Raw genomic sequence first — 18,075 nt, forward strand, 5'->3', positions numbered from 1 at the left:
GAGGAGAGCAGGTCGAAATTCCGGATTCGGTTAATCGCGGCTAACATCGTTCCGTTCGAACCCATTCGATACGAGGGAGTGTCTGGGGACATGCGGGAGCAACGGGTGGCCATCATCGGCGCCGGTCCGTCGGGGCTGTCGGCCGCCCGTGCGCTGCAGCGGGCCGGCATCGCGTTCGACGGCTACGAGGCCTCGGCCGGCGTCGGCGGGCTCTGGGACATCGACAACCCCCGCTCGACGATGTACGAATCGGCGCACCTGATCTCTTCCCGCACGACGACCCAGTTCGCCGAGTTCCCGATGGGGACGGATGCCGATTATCCGAGCCACAAGGTCCTGATCCGGTACTTCCGCGACTTCGCCGACCACTTCGGCCTCACCGGCCGTTTCCGCTTCGACACCAAGGTCACCGCGGTGACCCGCGACGGCGAAGGCGGCTGGACTGTCACCGCCACCGGGCCAGACGGCGAGACCACCGAGCACTACGCGAGCGTCATCCTCGCCAACGGCACGCTCGCCGAGCCGAACGTCCCGACCTTCCGCGGCGAGTTCACCGGCGAGCTGCTGCACTCGAGCGCCTACAAGCGAGCGACCCAACTCACCGGAAAGCGCATCCTCATCATCGGGGCCGGCAACTCGGGCTGCGACATCGCGGTCGACGCGGTGCACCACGCGGCATCCGTCGACATGAGCGTGCGCCGCGGCTACTACTTCGTGCCCCGGTACCTGTTCGGCCGGCCCGCCGACACCCTCAATCAGGGCCGCCCGCTGCCGGCGAAGATCAAGCAGTTCGTCGACAAGCGCGTGCTGCAGGCGTTCACCGGCGACCCCGTGAAGTTCGGCTTCCCCAAGCCCGACTACAAGATCTACGAGTCGCACCCGATCGTCAACACGCTGATCCTGAACCACCTGGGCCAAGGCGACCTGCGCGTCCGCCCCGACATCGACCGTTTCGACGGTGACACCGTCCACTTCCGTGACGGCACGAACGGCCGGTACGACACGGTCCTGCTCGCCACCGGCTACACGCTCGACTACCCGTTCGCCTCCCGCGACGACCTGAACTGGACCGGCTTCAGCCCGGACTTGTTCCTCAACGTCTTCCCGCCGTCCTTCAACGGCCTGTACGTCATGGGCATGATCGAGGCATCGGGCATCGGCTGGCAGGGCCGCTACGAACAGGCCGAGCTCATCGCCGCCTACCTCACCGCTCCCGCCGACCGGCAGGCCGAGTTCCGCCGTCGCGTCGGCACCGAACCGTGGCCCGATCTCACCGGCGGCTACCACTACCTCGGACTCGAGCGGATGTCGTACTACGTGAACAAAGACGCCTACCGCCGTGAACTCCACCGCGCGACCGAGTGGTTGACGGATGCCGGCACCTCGAGCCCCGGCATCCACTCGGCGACCGCTACACGCGCCGCGCGATAACGCGAAACCTTCGCACCACCCGCGCCGCCCGAGAGCCCACCGCACCCGCACCCGACCCGCGACAGAAGGCATCCCATGAATCCGGACGACGTCGTCCTGAACTTCACCCCCGGCACGCTCATGATCCTCAACGTCGTGCTCGGACTCATCATGCTCGGCATCGCCCTGGACACCACCCCCGAGGACTTCAAGGTCGTCGCGCGCAAGCCCAAGCCGTTCGTCATCGCGATCCTCGCGCAGCTCGTCGTGCTGCCCGCGGTCACCTTCGGCCTCACCCTGATCCTGCCGATCCCGCCGTCGATGGCACTGGGGATGATCCTCGTGGCGTGCTGCCCGCCGGGAAACATCTCGCAGGTGCTCACCCATCGCTCCGGCGGCAACGTCGCGCTGTCGGTGTCGATGACCGCCGTCGGCAACCTCATCTACATCTTCACGCTGCCCCTGAGCCTCGCGTTCTGGGGGTCGCTGCACCCCACGGCCCGCACCCTGCTGGAGACCGTCGAGCTGAATCCGTGGCAGATGCTGCTGGAGATCTTCCTGATCATCGGCCTGCCGTTCCTGGCCGGCCTGGCACTGCGGGCGAAGTTCCCCGCGTTCGCCGCGAAAGTGCAGCCGTTCGTCAAGTGGTTCTCACTCATCGCGCTGCTCGGCTTCATCGTCGGCGCACTGGTGGGCAACTGGACGTACTTCGTCGCATTCCTCGGCATCATCATCGTCGTCGTCACGATCCACGACGCCGTCGCCCTCGCGATCGGCTACGGGACCGCGGTGGCCGGCGGGCTCGGTACCCGCGAGCGCAAAGCCGTCACGTTCGAGGTCGGTATCCGCAACGCCGGCCTCGGACTGGGCATCGTCTTCGCCTTCTTCGGAGGCCTCGGCGGCATGGCCATCGTCGCCGGCTGGTGGGGTATCTGGGACATCGTCGCCGGCCTCATCCTCGCGACCCTGTGGGGCCGTCACACGAAGAAGCGCACGGGCTCGGCCACCGGCGACGCGTCCCGACACGCACGGGCGGTGGGTGCGGGCGCAACGGGGACGGATGCCGGCGCGCCGGCGTCCGGAGCGTCCGCGGCTGCCGGCGCGCCGGCATCCGGAGACTCCGCGGCCACTGGCGCACCGGCATCCGGAGACTCCGCGGCTGCTGGCGCGCCGGCATCCGGAGACTCCGCGGCCACCCGTGACTCCGCGCCACCCGCGGCCGACGACCTCGGCGGTGAGGCCTGATGAGCGTCCGCGTCCTGGTCACCGGCGGCAGCGGCTTCCTCGGCTCGCACGTCGCGGCCGCGTTGGTGGCCGATCCGGGCGTCGAGCTCGTGATCGCCGGCGATGTCCGGCCGCCGCAGCATTCGGTCGAGGGGGTGGTCTACGAGGATGTCGACGTGACCCGGCCGATCGGGCTGGCCGCGCTGCTCGAGCGGCACGGCATCGACGTCGTCGTGCACCTGGCCGCGATCGTCAGCCCGGGACGCGACCATGACCTGGAGTTCCGGGTCGACGTCGACGGCACCCGGCATGTGCTCGACGCCTGCGTCGAAGCGGGGGTCCGGCGGATCGTGGTGTCGTCATCGGGCGCCGCCTACGGCTATCACCCCGACAACCCACAGTGGCTGCGCGAGGACGACCCGGTGCGCGGCAACGACGAGTTCCCGTACGCCAAGCACAAGCGTCTCGTCGAGCAGATGCTCGGCGCCTTCCGGATGACGAACCCGGAGCTCGAGCAGGTCGTGTTCCGCATCGGCACGATCCTCGGCCCGACGGTGCAGAACCAGATCACGCGACTGTGGGACGGCCGCGCGCTGCTGGCGGTGCGCGGCTCGGAGTCGCCGTTCGTGTTCATCTGGGTCTATGACGTCGCGGCGGCGATGGTGCGTGCGGCGACCGACGGCCCGCCCGGCATCTACAACGTCGCCGGGGACGGCGCACTGACGGTGCGCGAGATCGCACGACGGCTCGGCAAGCCGGTGCTCACGGTGCCGGCGCCGGTGCTCGGTGCGGCCCTGCGGGTCGGGCGGGCGCTGCGACTGACCGTTCACGGCCCCGAGCAGGTCGGGTTCCTGCGCTACCGCCCGGTGCTCGCCAACGATGCACTGCGCGGCGACTTCGGCTTCACCCCCTCGAAGACCTCGGCCGAGGCCTTCGAGGCGTACCTCCAGACCCACCCGGACGTCGCCGGCCGCTGAGAGCTTCGCGGAGCGGCCCGCCCGCGGGGTCGTCGCACCCCGCCCGTGCTAACTCCTCTGATCTAGCGCCTTCCGCCCTCGAACGGCCCGAAAACAGCCGCGAAACCCCAGATCGAAGGAGTTACGCGACGGCCGCACCGCAACGTCTCCTCCACATTCGGCCGCCGTGCCGATCCCTCCTCCGATCCGTGCCACAGTCACCTGTCGCGCCGGCTGACGCGGTGGGGTGTCCGTATGTCCGAGAACACCACCCCGTGGCACCGAGCCCGTCATGTCCTGCCCACCACCTTCCTCAGCACCCTTGCCCTCATCGAACAGGGGTTGACACCGCATGGGATACGCCGCGCAGTCACCCAGGGACGCCTCGTCCGGTTGCGCCGCGGCCGGTACGTCACACCCGACACCCACCCCCGTCTGGTCGATGCCGGACTCATCGGCGGCCGGCTGGACTGTGTGTCGCTGCTGGCTGCCATGGGCGTCTTTGTGCGGGAACACGGCGACCGGCTGCACGTCCAGTTCGACATGGGGGCGAGCCGGCTCCCTCCGCGCAGTGCGGTAACGGCACACTGGCGTCGATCGGGCGCCGCGCGCGACCACCTCGCCGCCGACCTCATCGAGGCACTCGCACAGGCGTGCCGATGCCAGGGGCCACGCGAAGCAATCGCGACGCTGGACAGCGCGTGGCACCACGGGTTGGTCGACGAATCCCAGATCGCCGAGGTGTTCGCCCGGCTCCCCCGCCGGTACCGACGGCTGCGCGGCCTGCTCGACCCACGGGCCGAATCCGGGCCGGAGACGCTGATGCGGCTGATGCTGCGCGCACTGGGTTGCCATGTGGAGGTTCAGGTGGACATCCACGGGGTGGGACGGGTCGACTTCGTCGTCGACGGCTGGCTCATCGTGGAGTGCGACAGCCGCCAGTTCCACAGCGACTGGATCGCGCAGAAGCGCGACCGCCGACGTGACCTCGCCGCTGCAGCCCTCGGCTACACCACCGTGCGTCCGATCGCCGAGGACATCCTGGGGACGCCGGACACCGTGCTCGCGTCACTGAAGGCCGCCCTGGCCCACCCCGCGTCGCGCCGGGGTTCTCGGAACTCCTTCGATTCGGGCCATCGGCGCGCTCAGACCCGCTGATCGGGCCGCCCTTGTGCCAGGTCGAAGGAGTTGCGTCGACGATACGCCGAACCGTCAGTCCGGGAAGCCGTCCGCGATGAGGGCGATGAGCTCCTCGCGCTCCTCCACCGACAGGAACGCCGCGGCGGCGGCGTTGAGCTGGAACGCCTGCAGGTCGTCGAGGGTGTAGTCGAACGCGTCGGCCAGCAGCTTCAGCTCGCGAGTGAGCGAGGTGCGGCTCATCGTGCGGTTGTCGACGTTGACCGTCACCGCGAAGCCCAGCTGGTAGAGCAGGTCGAACGGGTGGTCCTCGAGCTGCGTGCCCCACTTCGCGATCGCGCCGGTCTGCAGGTTCGACGACGGCGACAGCTCGAGCGGGATCTCACGGTCGCGCACCCAGCGCGCCAGGTCGCCGAACTGCACCAGCACCTCCTCACCCTCCTCCGAGACCACGTCGAGATCCTCGGCGATGCGCACGCCGTGCCCGAGGCGCAGCGCGCGCCCGTCGATGAGCGCAGAGCGGATCGAATCGAGCCCGGCGGCCTCGCCGGCGTGCACGGTGACGGGGAAGAACTCGGATGCCAGATAGTCGAACGCCTCCCGATGGTTCGCCGCGGGGAATCCGTCCTCGGGGCCGGCGATGTCGAAGCCGGAGGCGCCGGCACCCCGGAACGCGACGGCGAGCTTGGCGATCTCGAGTGACCGGTCGGTGTGCCGCATCGCCGTGATCAGCTGGCCGACCCGGATGTCACGGTCGGTGGCATCCACGGCATCCTCCCCCGCTTCGATGCCCTCCTGCACGGCCTCGACGGCCTCCTCCAGCGACAGCCCGCCCGCAAGGTGCTGCTCGGGCGCCCAGCGCACCTCGCCGTAGATGACGCCGTCGGCGGCCAGATCCTCGACGAACTCCTGCGCGACGCGGCGCAGCCCCTCGCGGGTCTGCATGACGGCGGTGGTGAGGTCGAACGTCTTCAGGTATTCGACGAGCGACCCCGAGTCGCTCTGGTCCTCGAACCAGTCCGCGAGCGCACCGGCGTCGGTGGCCGGCACCTCGAGTCCGATCTCGTCGGCCAGCTCGATGATCGTCTGCGGGCGGACGGCGCCGTCGAGGTGATCGTGCAGCGAGACCTTCGGCAGGCTGCGGATCGACACGCCCTCCAGCTGGGGGTTGCTGTGCTGGTCGATGGCCATGGTGGTGCTCCTTGCGTGGGTGCGGGGTCAGGCGGTGATGCGTTCGAGGACGAGCGGTGCCGGTGCAGCGGCCACCGCGTCGGCGTCCAGCTCCCAGGCGCCGTCGAGGGCGTCGAGGGCTCGGGTGAACCGCTGGTCATCATCGGCCAGCAAGGTGAACATGGGCTGACCGGCGCGCACGGTGTCGCCGGGCTTGACGTGCAGATCGATGCCGGCGGCGTGGACCACCGGGTCCTGCGCCCGGGCGCGCCCCGCGCCTAGGCGCCACGCGGCGACGCCGAACGGCAGCGCCTCCAGTCGGGTGACGACGCCATCGGTCTCCGCGGTGACGGTGTGCGTCTCACGGGCGGTGGGCAGTGCGGCATCCGGATCCCCGTCCTGCGCCCGGATCATCGCGCGCCAGGAATCCATCGCCCGGCCGTCTCGCAGGGCCGTCTCGACGTCGGCGTCGGGCTGCCCGGCGAGCGCCAGCATCTCGCGGGCCAGCGCCACGGTCAGTTCGACCACGTCGGCGGGGCCGCCACCGGCGAGCACCTCGACCGACTCGCGGACCTCGTTCGCATTGCCGATCGCGAGGCCGAGCGGGGTGTTCATGTCGGTCAGCAGCGCGGTGGTGGCCACACCCGAGTCGGTGCCCAGGGCGACCATCGTGCGCGCGAGCTCGCGCGCCCGGTCGACGTCCTTCATGAACGCGCCCGAGCCGAACTTGACGTCGAGGACGAGCGCGTCGGTGCCCTCGGCGATCTTCTTCGACATGATGCTCGACGCGATCAGCGGGATGGCTTCGACCGTGCCGGTGACGTCGCGCAGGGCATAGAGCCGCTTGTCGGCGGGGGCGAGGCCGGTGCCCGCCGCGCAGATGACGGCGCCGACGTCGCGCAGCTGCGCGGTCATCTCGTCGTTCGACAGCGCGGCACGCCACCCCGGAATCGACTCAAGCTTGTCGAGCGTGCCGCCGGTGTGCCCGAGGCCGCGACCCGACAGCTGCGGCACCGCCACGCCGAACGAGGCGACCAGCGGTGCGAGCGGCAGGGTGATCTTGTCGCCCACGCCTCCGGTGGAGTGCTTGTCGACCGTGCGCTTGCCGAGGCCCGCGAAGCTCATCCGCTCGCCGGAGGCGATCATCGCATCGGTCATGACGCGGATCTCGTCGCGCGTCATCCCGTTCAGCAGCGTCGCCATCGCGAATGCCGCCATCTGCGCGTCGGCGACGTACTCGCGGGTATAGGCGTCGATGAGCCAGCGCAGCGCATCCTCGGGGACGGCTCCCCCGTCACGCTTGATGCGGATGACGTCGACCGCGTCGAACGGCTCGACGCTCACCGTGCGACCTCGAGATCGCGAGGGCCGAACGCGTCGGGCAGGACCTCGTCGATCGAGCGGATGCCGGAGACCGTCTCGAGCAGCATTCCGGGCAATGCGGCTTCGTACAGCAACTGCCGGCAGCGCCCGCAGGGCATGATCGTCTCACCCTGCCCGTTGACGCAGACGAACGCGACGAGCCGGCCGCCGCCGGACATGTGCAGGTCGCCGACGAGCGCGCACTCGGCGCAGAGGCCGACGCCGTACGACGCGTTCTCGACGTTGCAGCCTGACACGATCCGCCCGTCGCCGACCAGCGCCGCGGCGCCGACCTTGTAGTTCGAGTACGGCGCGTAGGCGCGGTGCATGGCTTCGGTCGCGACCGTGCGCAGCCGGTCCCAGTCGATGTCGGTCATCGTCATCCCTTGATATATGGCTTGCCCGACGCGGCGGGCCCTCTGATCTGCCCGGCGAAGCCGGCCACGGCGAGGATCGTCACGACGTAGGGCAGCATCAGCATGAACTCACTGGGGATCGGCGTCTTCAGCACCGTGAGCAGGTTCTGCAGGTTGGTCGCGAAGCCGAACAGCAGACCCGCAAGTGCCGCGCGGATCGGGTCCCAGCGTCCGAAGATGACTGCGGCCAGCGCGATGAAGCCGAGGCCCGCGGTCATCTCCTTGCCGAACTGCGGCACCGACACGAGCGTGAAGTAGGCACCGCCGATGCCGGCGATCGCGCCAGCCAGAGAGACGTTCCAGAACCGCGACGTGTTGACCCGGATGCCGACGGTGTCGGCCGCCTGCGGGTGCTCGCCCACCGCCCGGAGCCGAAGCCCCCACCGGGTGCGGTACAGCGCCCAGGCGACCACCGCGACCGTCACGTACATGAGGTAGACGATGAACGTCTGGTTGAACAGCACGGGCCCGATGATCGGGATTTCCCCGAGCAGCGGGATCTCGATGCGCGTGAATCGCACCGGGTTGTTCAACTCAGCCTCGTTCGGTGCGAGGAGGGCACCGTAGAGGAAGCCGGTGAGGCCGGTGACCAGCACGTTCAGCACGACGCCTACGATCACCTGGTCGACGAGGTACTTGATCGAGAACGCCGCGAGGACGAATGCGACGAGGACCCCGCCCACCATCGCACCGAACAGACCGACGAACGGGTTCCGGGTGATGCTCGACAGCAGCGCAGCCGCGAACGCGCCGAGCAGCAGCTGTCCCTCGATGGCGACGTTGATGACGCCGACGCGTTCGCCGATGACGCCGCCCAGGGCGCCGAACACGAGCGGCACCGACAATGACACCGCGCCGAACAGCAGGCCGGTAACGGGGACCAACCCGCCGGCGGCCGCCCAGGTCAGGAACGCGAATACCCCCAGCACCGCGAACACGATGGTGAGCCAGAGCCCGGAGCGGCGGTACGACCAGGCGTCCCACGCCGACCACAAGGTGAGCAGCACCAGCAGCGCGACTACGGTCCAGCAGGTCGCCGCCGCAGGCACTGAGACGTCGGGCAGGGCGATGGACGAGCCACGGTCACCCAGGCGGAAAGTGCTCACCCCGTCGCGCGGGGCGAACAGGAACAGCGCCGCCAGCAACAGCGTGACCGCCGCCAGCGTGATCGGTACTTTCATACTGCGCTGCCGGACGGTCGTCAGCTGGATGGCTTCGCCCGCTGCGGCTGGTGCGATCGCGCTCATGCGGACACCGCCTTCTCTTCGGTCTGCTCGGATCGCTTCTTCGCGTTCTTCGCGCGGGCCTTGGCCGCCTTCTCCGCGTCGGTCTTCGGCAGGAAGAAGATCGTGCGCAGCAGCGGTGGCGCCGCGATGAACAGGACGATGAGCGACTGCACCACCAGGACGATGTCGACCGGAATGCCCTGCGCCTGCATCGAGAACGAGCCCGCCTTGAGCGCGCCGAACAGGATGCCCGCCGCGAATATGCCCCAGGCGCGACTGCGTCCCAGCAGGGCGACGGTGATGGCGTTGAACCCGATGCCGGCGTCGATCAGCCCGTCGAATCCGCTCACCACCGAGCCCTGGATCTGGTTCATGGCCGCGAGGCCCGCGAGGCCGCCGGCGAACAGCATCGCGTAGATGTACATGCGCTGCACCGAGATGCCCGCCGCCTGCGCGGCGTGCGGATTCTCACCGACTGCCCGCAACCGGAATCCGAGGCTCGACCGCTCCACGAGCCACCACACGAACACCGTCGCGGCGATCACGACCACGAAGCCCCAGTCCAGCAGGGGGAAAGCGGGTCCCAGCAGGTCGGGGAACTGCGCGTTGCCAGGTGTCGGCGACGAGATCGGCTGGTCGCCGGCGGGTCGTTGCAGCAGCCGGGTGTCGCGCACCATCCAGGTCACCAGATAGAACGCGATGTAGTTGAGCATGATCGTGAGGATCACCTCGTGGGCGCCGGTGCGCGCCTTCAGCAGCCCGACGATCCCACCCCAGATCGCGCCGCCCGCGATGCCGGCCGCCAGGGTCAGCGGCAGTTGCAGGAACATCGGCAGATCGAGGTTGAAGGTCAGCAGCGCGGCCGTGGCGGCACCGATCAGCATCTGCCCGCGGCCGCCGATGTTGAACAGGCCGGCCCGGAACGCCAGGCCGACGCCGAGCGCGGCAGCAATGAGCGGCGCGGCGTAGCCGAGACTGTTGGTCAGCGGCCTGATCTGAGCGGCGAAGTCCGCCCCGCGCGGGTTGAACACTGCGCCCCGGAACAGCGCCTCGTAGCCGCCGTACACCGCTCCCCAGATCGCGACGAAGGTGTCGCCGGGTCGGGCGAAGAAGTAAACGGATGCTTCGCGGACGTCGTCATCGGTGATGGCGATCAGGATGCCGCCGACCACCATCGCCAGGAAGATCGCGAGGATCGTGGTGACGGCGCTGCCGCGCAGCAGCTCCTTGATGAACACGTTCTGCCGGGGCGGGGGCGGCACGTCGTCGGGTGTTCCGGTGAGCGGTCCGGACACGTGCGGAAGCTGCTCGGGCGGAAGGGGGCTGCGCGCGTCGTCGGCGCCGGGGGTCGGGCCGCTCATGCTGTCACCTCCGGCTGCGGCTCGCCGGCCATCATCAGGCCGAGGCGGTCGCGGGGCGTGTCGGCGGGCACGATGCCGACTATCGACCCGCGGTACATGACGGCGATGCGGTCGGCGATGGCCGTCACCTCATCCAGTTCGGTGGACACGACGATCACGGGCACCCCAGCATCCCTGGTCTCGATGATGCGTTTATGGATGAACTCGATCGATCCGACGTCCACGCCACGGGTGGGCTGTGCGGCGACCAGAAGCCGCAGCTCACGGCTCATCTCCCGCGCGATGACGACCTTCTGCTGGTTGCCGCCCGACAGCGTGCCGGCCGCAGCCTGCGGACCCTGCGTCCGGATGTCGTACTCGGCGATCCGCTCTCGGGCGAACGCGTCGAGCACGCGGCGGCGGATGGTGCCACCGCGGACGAACGCGGCATCGGAGGAACGATCGAGGATGAGGTTCTCGGCCACCGAGAACGCGCCGACCAGGCCGTCTTCGTTGCGATCCTCGGGCACGAACCCGACACCGGAGTCGAGGATGCCGCGCACGCTCTTGCCCACGAGCTCTTCGCCGTCGAGACGGATGGACCCGTCGACGCGGTCGGCGAGTCCGACGATCGCTTCGACCAGCTCGGTCTGGCCGTTTCCCTGGACGCCCGCGACGGCGAGCACCTCCCCCGGGCGCACGTCGAAGCTCACGTCATCGACGACGATGCTGCCGCCGGGAGTCAGCACGCGTAGCCCCTCGACGTGCAGGCCGCCATCGCCGATGGTGGGCGCGTTCTTCTGCACCGTCAACTCGACTGCACGGCCGACCATCAGCGAGGCGAGCTCCGCATTCGTCGCGGTCGGCGAGGCCTCGCCCACCACAGTGCCGAGACGGATGACGGTGATCCGATCGGCAACCTCGCGAACTTCACGAAGCTTGTGGGTGATGAAGACGATCGAAGTGCCGTCGTCCCGGAGCTGGCGCATGATGCCCATCAGCTCATCTGTCTCTTGCGGGGTGAGCACCGCGGTCGGCTCGTCGAACACGAGGACCTTCGCATCGCGCGCCAGCGCCTTGATGATCTCGACCCGTTGCTGCACGCCGACCGGCAGGTCGCCGACGACGGCATCTGGGTCGATGTGGAAGCCGAAGCGCTCTGCGACCTCGCGGACGAGCTCGCGCGCCTTGGCGAGATTCAACGCACCGAGGGCGTTGGTGCTCTCGTGACCGAGCATCACGTTCTCAGCGACGGTGAACACCGGGATCAGCATGAAGTGCTGGTGGACCATTCCGATGCCGGCGACCATGGCATCGCCCGGACCTCGGAAGTGCTGGACGACATCGTCGAGCAGGATGTCGCCTTCATCGGCCTGGTAGAGACCGTAGAGGACGTTCATGAGGGTGGACTTGCCTGCGCCGTTCTCACCGAGGAGCGCGTGGATCTCCCCCGGCTGGACCACCAGGTCGATGTGGTCATTGGCGACGAGGCTGCCGAATCGCTTGGTGATCCCGCGGAGCTCGAGCTTCATGGTTGAACCCTATCCAGTCCGTGTTCTGGCAGAAAGGACGGCGGCCGGCGGGACGCTGGGCATCCGGCCGACCGCCGTCGAATCACTCGATTACGGCGAGCTGGGCGAGGTGACCTCGAGGTCACCGGCGATGATCGCGTCGCGCAGCGCCGCGATCTCGTCGGTCAGCCCCGCGGGCAGCTGCGACTCGAACGCGCCGAAGCCGGACAGGCCGACGCCTTCGTTCTCGAGTGTGCCGACGTACGGGGTCACGTCGAAGTCACCGCTGGCTGCTTCGAGCGTGGCCTCGTAGACGGCCGAGTCGATGCGCTTCAGGATCGATACGAGCACCTGGTCGGCCACCGACGGGTCGGCCACGGCCAGGTCGGAGTCGACGCCCAGGATCACCGCATCCGAGCCGCCGTCGGCAATGGCCGCTGACGCACTCTGGTAGATCGGGCCGCCGACCGGCAGCAGCACGTCGGCACCCTGATCGAGCACGCCCTGCATCGCCTGCTTGGCGGTGTCGTTGGCCTCGAAGCCGCCGGTGAAGGAGCCGTTCTGCGCGGCGACGTCCCAGCCGAGAGTGGCGACAGCCGCGCCCTTGTCCTCGTTGTACTTGGCGACGCCGTCGATGAAGCCATCCATGAAGATGGTGACCGGCGGGATCGGGATGCCGCCGACGGTGCCGACCTTGTTGACACCGGACTGGGCAGACCATGCCGCCGCGGCGTAACCGCCGAGGTACGCGGCCTGGACCGTGTCGAACATCAGCGGCTTGATGTTGGGTGCGTCAGTGACCTGGTCGCCAATGTCGTTGCCGTCATCGTCCTTCGCGCCGGTGTTGTCGGCCCAGTCGTCGATGATCGCATAGTCGATCTCGGGGTTGGCCAGCGCAGAGGTGATGGTGTCTGCGGAGAGCTTGAAGCCCACTGACACGATGAACGTGCAGCCTTCCGAGACAGCCGTCTCGAGGTTGCCGGCGTAGTCGTTGGCCGACGTCGACTCCATCTCGAGCGGCGTGACGTCGAGTTCCTCGGCGGCGCGGTCCATGCCTTCCTTGGCCGACTGGTTGAACGACTTGTCGTTCCAACCTCCCTCGTCTGAGATGAGGCAGGGCAAGAAGTCGTCGACAGCCTCGGGAGCGCCGGACGTGTCGCCTTCGGGTGCGGTGCCGCAGCCGGCGAGGGCCAGGAGAAGGGCTGCGGCGCCGGTGACGCCGAGAACCTTCTTGGGGATCGAGATGGTCAAAGCAGCCTCCACGTGAATGGGCCCGCGGATCTCGCGGGACAGACATTGCTGGGCCCGCGCGGAACTCGCGGGGACACTAGAAGTTACCTTTTGTTTCGCATGGCTTGCATGCTGCGAAACGTTTTCCACCGGAAAGGTTACAAAGCCGCAATGTATCCGCCCGTCGGCAGGCATCCTGCGTGCTGAGGGGGTGGATGCCGCGGCGCCGCGTCAGAGGACGTCGCCGCGCCCGGTGAGCTTGAGCGCGTCGACGACACCCTTGACGCGCTGGGCGTGCTCGCTCGTGGTCACCAGCAGCGCATCGGGGGTGTCGACCACGACGATGTCTTTGACGCCGATCAGGCTGATGACGCGTTGCGTATGGCTGACGACGATGCCGCTGGCGGCGTCGGAGAGGATGCGCGCGTTCTCGCCCAGGATGGCCAGGTCGTTCTTGCGGCCGTGCGAGTTGAGCTTGGCGAGGCTCGCGAAGTCGCCCACGTCGTCCCAGTCGAAGTGACCGGGGACGACGGCGAGCCTGCCCTTCTCGGCGGCCGGCTCGGCGACGACGTAGTCGATGGCGATCTTCGGGAGCTTGGGCCATACCCGGTCGACGACGGGCCCGCGGCGATCGCGGTCGTCCCAGGCTTCGGCGAGCTCGATGAGCCCGGCGTGCAGTTCGGGGTTGTTCGCCTCGATCTCGGCGAGCAGCACATCGGCGCGCGAGATGAACATGCCGGCGTTCCACAGGTAGTCGCGCGATTCGAGGTACTGCTTGGCGGTGTCGAGGTCGGGCTTCTCGACGAAGCGCTCGACGAGGGCGCCCTCCGGCGCCCCGTCGATGCTGAGCATGGCGGACTTCTTGATGTACCCGAACCCGACCGACGGCTCGGTCGGGGTGATGCCGATCGTGCAGATCAAGCCCTCGCGGGCGATGGTCACGGCCTGCTGGACGGCCCAGTGGAAGACGGGAAGCACGCGGATGACATGGTCGGCGGCGAACGACCCGATGATCACGTCGGGTTCGCGGCGGTGCAGGATGGCGGCGGCCAGCCCGATGGCGGCGGCCGAATCGCGCGGCTCCGACTCGAGGAACACGTTGCGGTCCGGAACCCCGGGCAGCTGCTCCTCCACGGCCGCGCGGTGGGCACGTCCTGTCACCACGGCGATGCGGTCGGGCCCGGTGAGCGGCTCGAGCCGATCCCAGGTGTCGCGCAGCAGCGAGTGGCCCGAACCGGTCAGGTCGTGAAGGAACTTGGGGGCGTCGGCGCGCGACAGCGGCCAGAGCCGGCTGCCCACGCCGCCGGCGGGGATCACGGCGTACAAGTCCTCGATGCGGTCGACCATGCTCCCGAGGGTACCCGGGCGGCCACCACGGCCCGGAATATCTTGATGTCGAGATACTTAGGGTGTCCTTCCTCGCCCCTGCCCCGCGGACGGTCATAGGATGGCGGTGCGCCCGTATGCGACGACGGGGCCCTCCTCCGGGAGTCGAAAGGCCCACGCCGTGCGAGGCGCCCGTTCACACCAAGGGAGGACGACCGTGTCTGCAGCAGCACGCGTCACACCATCGGTATCCGAGACCACCTCACGCACACCGCGCGGCACTCTGTACCGCGGCCGTGAGGGCATGTGGTCGTGGGTCCTGCACCGCATCACCGGCGTCGCGATCTACTTCTTCCTGCTCGTCCACGTGCTCGACACGGCGCTCATCCGCGTGTCGCCCGAGGCGTACGACGCAGTCATCGGCACCTACAAGAACCCGATCATGGGGCTGGGCGAAGTCGCCCTCGTCGCCGCGATCGTGTACCACGCGTTCAACGGCCTGCGCATCATCGCCGTCGACCTGTGGCCGTGGGCCACCCGTCATCAGCGGCAGTTGTGGTGGGGCGTTCTCGCCGTCTGGGCCGTGACCGTGGCCGGGTTCTCGGCCCGTCATATCCCGAATGTGTTCTCGCAGATCGGAGGGACGCACTGATGACTGCCGACACGCTCGCCGCCCCCCGCTCCCCGCAGGTGCGCGCCAAGGGCGCCAACCTCGAGAAGTGGGGCTGGATCTACATGCGCGCCTCCGGCGTGGTGCTGGTCGTCCTGATCTTCGGGCACCTGTTCGTGAACCTCATGCTGGGCGAAGGCATCCACGCCCTCGACTGGGGATTCGTCGCCGGGAAGCTCGCCAACCCGTTCTGGCAGTGGTGGGACATCCTCATGCTGTGGCTCGCGCTGATCCACGGCGCCAACGGCATGCGCACGATCGTGAACGACTACGTGACCGGTGAGAAGGTCCGCAAGGTCCTCGTCTGGGCGATCTTCGTGTCGTCCGCTCTGCTCATCATCCTGGGCACACTGGTGGTCTTCGCGTTCGACCCGTGCAACGGCGTGACCACCGACAGTGCGTTCTGGGACGCCTGCCAGGCTCTGTGAGCCGGCAGGACGACACAGGCAAGAAGAAGACAAGAGGCATTCTGACGTGAGCACCCAGACCGCAGACAGCGTCGTCAAGGACGGCATCCATTACCACCAGTTCGACGTCGTGATCGTCGGTGCGGGCGGCGCCGGCATGCGCGCCGCCATCGAAGCCGGCCCCGGCGCGAAGACCGCGGTGATCACGAAGCTGTACCCGACGCGCTCGCACACCGGTGCCGCGCAGGGCGGCATGGCCGCGGCCCTGGCCAACGTCGAAGAGGACTCGTGGGAGTGGCACACGTTCGACACCGTCAAGGGCGGCGACTACCTCGTCGATCAGGATGCGGCCGAGATCCTCGCCAAGGAGGCCATCGACGCGGTCATCGACCTCGAGAACATGGGGCTGCCGTTCAACCGCACCCCCGAGGGCAAGATCGACCAGCGGCGCTTCGGCGGACACACCGCCGACCACGGCAAGACCCCGGTCCGCCGCGCCTGCTACGCCGCCGACCGCACCGGCCACATGATCCTGCAGACGCTGTTCCAGAACTGCGTAAAGCTCGGCATCAACTTCTTCAACGAGTTCTATGCGCTCGACCTGATCACGGTGAAAGACGACGACGGCGCCACGCAGATCGCGGGCGTCGTCGCGTACGAGCTGGCCACGGGCGAACTGCACGTCTTCCATTCCAAGGCCGTCATCTTCGCGACCGGCGGGTTCGGCAAGATCTACAAGACGACCTCGAACGCGCACACCCTCACCGGTGACGGCGTCGGCATCATCTGGCGCAAGGGCCTGCCGCTCGAGGACATCGAGTTCTTCCAGTTCCACCCGACCGGCCTCGCCGGGCTCGGCATCCTCCTCACCGAGGGTGCCCGCGGTGAGGGCGCGATCCTGCGCAACGCCTCGGGCGAGCGGTTCATGGAGCGCTACGCCCCCACCATCAAGGACCTCGCTCCGCGCGACATCGTCGCCCGCTGCATGGTCAAGGAGGTCCTCGAGGGCCGCGGCGCCGGACCCAACAAGGACTACGTCTACCTCGACTGCACCCACCTGGGCGCCGAGGTGCTCGAGACGAAGCTGCCCGACATCACCGAGTTCGCGCGCACCTACCTGGGCGTCGACCCGGTCGTCGAGCCCGTGCCGGTCATGCCCACCGCGCACTATGCGATGGGCGGCATCCCGACCAACAACAACGGCGAGGTGCTCGCCAACAACGACACCGTCGTGCCCGGCCTGTACGCCGCCGGCGAGTGCGCCTGCGTGTCGGTGCACGGCGCCAACCGCCTCGGCACCAACTCGCTGCTCGACATCAACGTGTTCGGCAAGCGCAGCGGCCGCAATGCGGTCGAGTACGTCAAGACGGCCGAGTTCGTTCCCCTGCCCGAAGACCCCGCCCGCGAGACGCGCGAGATGCTCGAGCGTCTGCGCAACAACCCGGGCACCGAACGCATCGCCGTGCTGCGCAAGACGCTGCAGGAGCAGATGGACGCGAACGCGCAGGTGTTCCGCACCGAGGAGACCCTGACCAACGTCATGGGCACCATCCACGACCTGCGCCAGCGGTACATGAACATCCACGTCGACGACAAGGGCAAGCGGTTCAACACCGACCTGCTCGAGGCCGTCGAGCTCGGGTTCCTGCTCGACCTCGCCGAGATCGTCGCGTACGCCGCCCGCAACCGCAAGGAGAGCCGCGGCGGCCACATGCGCGAGGACTACCCCGACCGCGACGACGCGGCCTACATGCAGCACACGATGGCCTACCTCACCGGCGACCCGCACTCGCCGGACCCGGAGGACCACATCAAGCTGGACTGGAAACCGGTCGTGTTCACCAAGAACGCGGAAGGCGAGTTCAACTACCCGCCGATGGAGAGGAAGTACTGATGACCCTCGTCGCAGAAGAGGCCGTCGTCGACAGCGACACCGGCATCCAGTCATATCTCGTCACCTTCATCATCCGCCGCTTCGACCCGGAGCAGGACGCCGAGCCCCGCTGGGTCGACTACGACGTCGAGATGTACCCCACCGACCGCGTCCTGGACGCGCTGCACAAGATCAAGTGGGAGGTCGACGGCTCGCTGTCGTTCCGCCGGTCGTGTGCGCACGGGATCTGCGGATCGGATGCCATGCGCATCAACGGCCGCAACCGTCTGGCGTGCAAGACGCTGATCAAGGACCTCGACATCTCCAAGCCGATCTACGTCGAGGCGATCAAGGGGCTGCCGCTCGAGAAGGACCTCATCGTCGACATGGAGCCGTTCTTCGCGTCGTACCGCGAAGTGCAGCCGTTCCTCATCGCAGGCTCCGCACCCGAACCGGGCAAGGAGCGCGTCCAGTCGATCACCGACCGTGCGATCTTCGACGACACCACCAAGTGCATCCTGTGCGCAGCGTGCACCTCGTCGTGCCCCGTGTTCTGGACCGACGGCCAGTACTTCGGTCCGGCGGCGATCGTGAACGCGCACCGGTTCATCTTCGACTCGCGCGACGACGCCGGAGACATGCGCCTCGACATCCTCAACGACAAGGAGGGCGTGTGGCGCTGCCGCACGACCTTCAACTGCACCGAGGCGTGCCCCCGCGGCATCGAGGTGACCAAGGCGATCGCCGAGGTCAAGCAAGCCGTCATGCGCCGTTGACCGGCGATCCGCTGCCCGCACCCGTGGCCCGCCGTCGCTAG

16 protein-coding genes are annotated in these 18,075 nt (G+C 68.4%); 8 read left to right on the forward strand and 8 right to left on the reverse strand.

The window, feature by feature from the left end; genetic code table 11:
- Positions 1–90 precede the first annotated feature (90 nt).
- The 4 genes from BKA10_RS08130 to BKA10_RS08145 all read left to right on the forward strand — a co-directional run bounded on the left by BKA10_RS08130 (position 91) and on the right by BKA10_RS08145 (position 4,748).
- Entirely contained in the window at positions 91–1,431 is a 1,341-nt protein-coding gene (locus BKA10_RS08130) for a flavin-containing monooxygenase (protein WP_183499432.1), read from the forward strand.
- Between the two features lie 75 nt (positions 1,432–1,506).
- The gene (locus BKA10_RS08135) at positions 1,507–2,655 is read left to right on the forward strand and encodes a bile acid:sodium symporter family protein (RefSeq protein ID WP_183499433.1); all 1,149 of its coding nucleotides are present in this window, start codon (positions 1,507–1,509) and stop codon (positions 2,653–2,655) included.
- Entirely contained in the window at positions 2,655–3,611 is a 957-nt protein-coding gene (locus tag BKA10_RS08140) for an SDR family oxidoreductase (RefSeq protein WP_183499434.1), read from the forward strand. Before BKA10_RS08135 ends, BKA10_RS08140 begins: the two co-directional genes overlap by 1 nt.
- 234 nt (positions 3,612–3,845) lie before the next feature.
- Positions 3,846–4,748 (forward strand): endonuclease domain-containing protein, encoded by a 903-nt coding sequence (locus BKA10_RS08145; protein WP_241739896.1) that lies wholly within the window; start codon positions 3,846–3,848, stop codon positions 4,746–4,748.
- A gap of 54 nt (positions 4,749–4,802) precedes the next feature.
- On the opposite strand, the gene BKA10_RS08150 is transcribed toward BKA10_RS08145, so the two are convergent.
- From BKA10_RS08150 to BKA10_RS08185, 8 genes are all read right to left on the reverse strand, one after another.
- Entirely contained in the window at positions 4,803–5,918 is a 1,116-nt protein-coding gene (locus BKA10_RS08150; protein ID WP_183499435.1) for an adenosine deaminase, read from the reverse strand.
- Positions 5,919–5,945: 27 nt separating this feature from the next.
- Positions 5,946–7,241: a thymidine phosphorylase gene (locus BKA10_RS08155; protein WP_183499436.1), complete on the reverse strand. Its 1,296-nt coding sequence runs from the start codon at positions 7,239–7,241 to the stop codon at positions 5,946–5,948.
- Positions 7,238–7,636, reverse strand: coding sequence for a cytidine deaminase (locus BKA10_RS08160; protein ID WP_183499437.1), 399 nt, complete (start codon positions 7,634–7,636; stop codon positions 7,238–7,240). Before BKA10_RS08160 ends, BKA10_RS08155 begins: the two co-directional genes overlap by 4 nt.
- Positions 7,637–7,638: 2 nt before the next feature.
- Positions 7,639–8,922 (reverse strand): ABC transporter permease, encoded by a 1,284-nt coding sequence (locus tag BKA10_RS08165; RefSeq protein WP_183499438.1) that lies wholly within the window; start codon positions 8,920–8,922, stop codon positions 7,639–7,641.
- Positions 8,919–10,262 carry an ABC transporter permease gene (locus tag BKA10_RS08170; protein ID WP_183499439.1) on the reverse strand — a complete coding sequence of 448 codons (1,344 nt, stop codon included), beginning with the start codon at positions 10,260–10,262 and terminating at the stop codon, positions 8,919–8,921. Before BKA10_RS08170 ends, BKA10_RS08165 begins: the two co-directional genes overlap by 4 nt.
- Entirely contained in the window at positions 10,259–11,773 is a 1,515-nt protein-coding gene (locus BKA10_RS08175; protein WP_183499440.1) for an ABC transporter ATP-binding protein, read from the reverse strand. The genes BKA10_RS08170 and BKA10_RS08175 overlap by 4 nt, the downstream gene beginning before the upstream one ends.
- 90 nt (positions 11,774–11,863) lie before the next feature.
- A complete protein-coding gene (locus BKA10_RS08180) occupies positions 11,864–13,003 on the reverse strand; it encodes a BMP family lipoprotein (protein WP_183499441.1) in 1,140 nt (379 codons plus the stop codon).
- 210 nt (positions 13,004–13,213) lie between these two features.
- Complete coding sequence (locus BKA10_RS08185; protein WP_183499442.1) at positions 13,214–14,329, reverse strand: mannose-1-phosphate guanylyltransferase; 1,116 nt, start codon at positions 14,327–14,329, stop codon at positions 13,214–13,216.
- A 196-nt stretch (positions 14,330–14,525) separates the two neighbouring features.
- On the opposite strand from BKA10_RS08185, the gene sdhC reads away from it, so the two are divergent.
- Genes sdhC through BKA10_RS08205 form a run of 4 tightly spaced genes read left to right on the forward strand, consistent with a single transcriptional unit; the run spans position 14,526 to position 18,034 of the window.
- On the forward strand, positions 14,526–14,960 hold the full coding sequence (gene sdhC / locus BKA10_RS08190) for a succinate dehydrogenase, cytochrome b556 subunit (protein WP_248198865.1): 435 nt from the start codon (positions 14,526–14,528) through the stop codon (positions 14,958–14,960).
- Positions 14,960–15,406, forward strand: a complete 447-nt coding sequence (locus BKA10_RS08195) for a succinate dehydrogenase hydrophobic membrane anchor subunit (protein WP_183499444.1) — start codon at positions 14,960–14,962, stop codon at positions 15,404–15,406. The genes sdhC and BKA10_RS08195 overlap by 1 nt, the downstream gene beginning before the upstream one ends.
- Positions 15,407–15,452: 46 nt before the next feature.
- A complete protein-coding gene (gene sdhA, locus BKA10_RS08200) occupies positions 15,453–17,279 on the forward strand; it encodes a succinate dehydrogenase flavoprotein subunit (protein ID WP_183499445.1) in 1,827 nt (608 codons plus the stop codon).
- Entirely contained in the window at positions 17,279–18,034 is a 756-nt protein-coding gene (locus tag BKA10_RS08205; RefSeq protein ID WP_183499446.1) for a succinate dehydrogenase iron-sulfur subunit, read from the forward strand. Before sdhA ends, BKA10_RS08205 begins: the two co-directional genes overlap by 1 nt.
- Positions 18,035–18,075 lie beyond the last annotated feature (41 nt).

The organism is Microbacterium invictum, assembly GCF_014197265.1.
GTDB lineage: Bacteria > Actinomycetota > Actinomycetes > Actinomycetales > Microbacteriaceae > Microbacterium > Microbacterium invictum.

Bases quoted from the DNA above. Each gene is read 5' to 3' on its own strand.
- BKA10_RS08165 (WP_183499438.1), bottom strand. From the start codon at position 8,922: ATGAGCGCGATCGCACCAGCCGCAGCGGGCGAAGCCATCCAGCTGACG.
- BKA10_RS08135 (WP_183499433.1), top strand. From the start codon at position 1,507: ATGAATCCGGACGACGTCGTCCTGAACTTCACCCCCGGCACGCTCATG.
- BKA10_RS08160 (WP_183499437.1), bottom strand. From the start codon at position 7,636: ATGACCGACATCGACTGGGACCGGCTGCGCACGGTCGCGACCGAAGCC.
- BKA10_RS08195 (WP_183499444.1), top strand. From the start codon at position 14,960: ATGACTGCCGACACGCTCGCCGCCCCCCGCTCCCCGCAGGTGCGCGCC.
- BKA10_RS08205 (WP_183499446.1), top strand. From the start codon at position 17,279: ATGACCCTCGTCGCAGAAGAGGCCGTCGTCGACAGCGACACCGGCATC.
- BKA10_RS08145 (WP_241739896.1), top strand. From the start codon at position 3,846: ATGTCCGAGAACACCACCCCGTGGCACCGAGCCCGTCATGTCCTGCCC.
- BKA10_RS08175 (WP_183499440.1), bottom strand. From the start codon at position 11,773: ATGAAGCTCGAGCTCCGCGGGATCACCAAGCGATTCGGCAGCCTCGTC.
- BKA10_RS08140 (WP_183499434.1), top strand. From the start codon at position 2,655: ATGAGCGTCCGCGTCCTGGTCACCGGCGGCAGCGGCTTCCTCGGCTCG.
- BKA10_RS08150 (WP_183499435.1), bottom strand. From the start codon at position 5,918: ATGGCCATCGACCAGCACAGCAACCCCCAGCTGGAGGGCGTGTCGATC.
- BKA10_RS08185 (WP_183499442.1), bottom strand. From the start codon at position 14,329: ATGGTCGACCGCATCGAGGACTTGTACGCCGTGATCCCCGCCGGCGGC.
- BKA10_RS08130 (WP_183499432.1), top strand. From the start codon at position 91: ATGCGGGAGCAACGGGTGGCCATCATCGGCGCCGGTCCGTCGGGGCTG.
- BKA10_RS08170 (WP_183499439.1), bottom strand. From the start codon at position 10,262: ATGAGCGGCCCGACCCCCGGCGCCGACGACGCGCGCAGCCCCCTTCCG.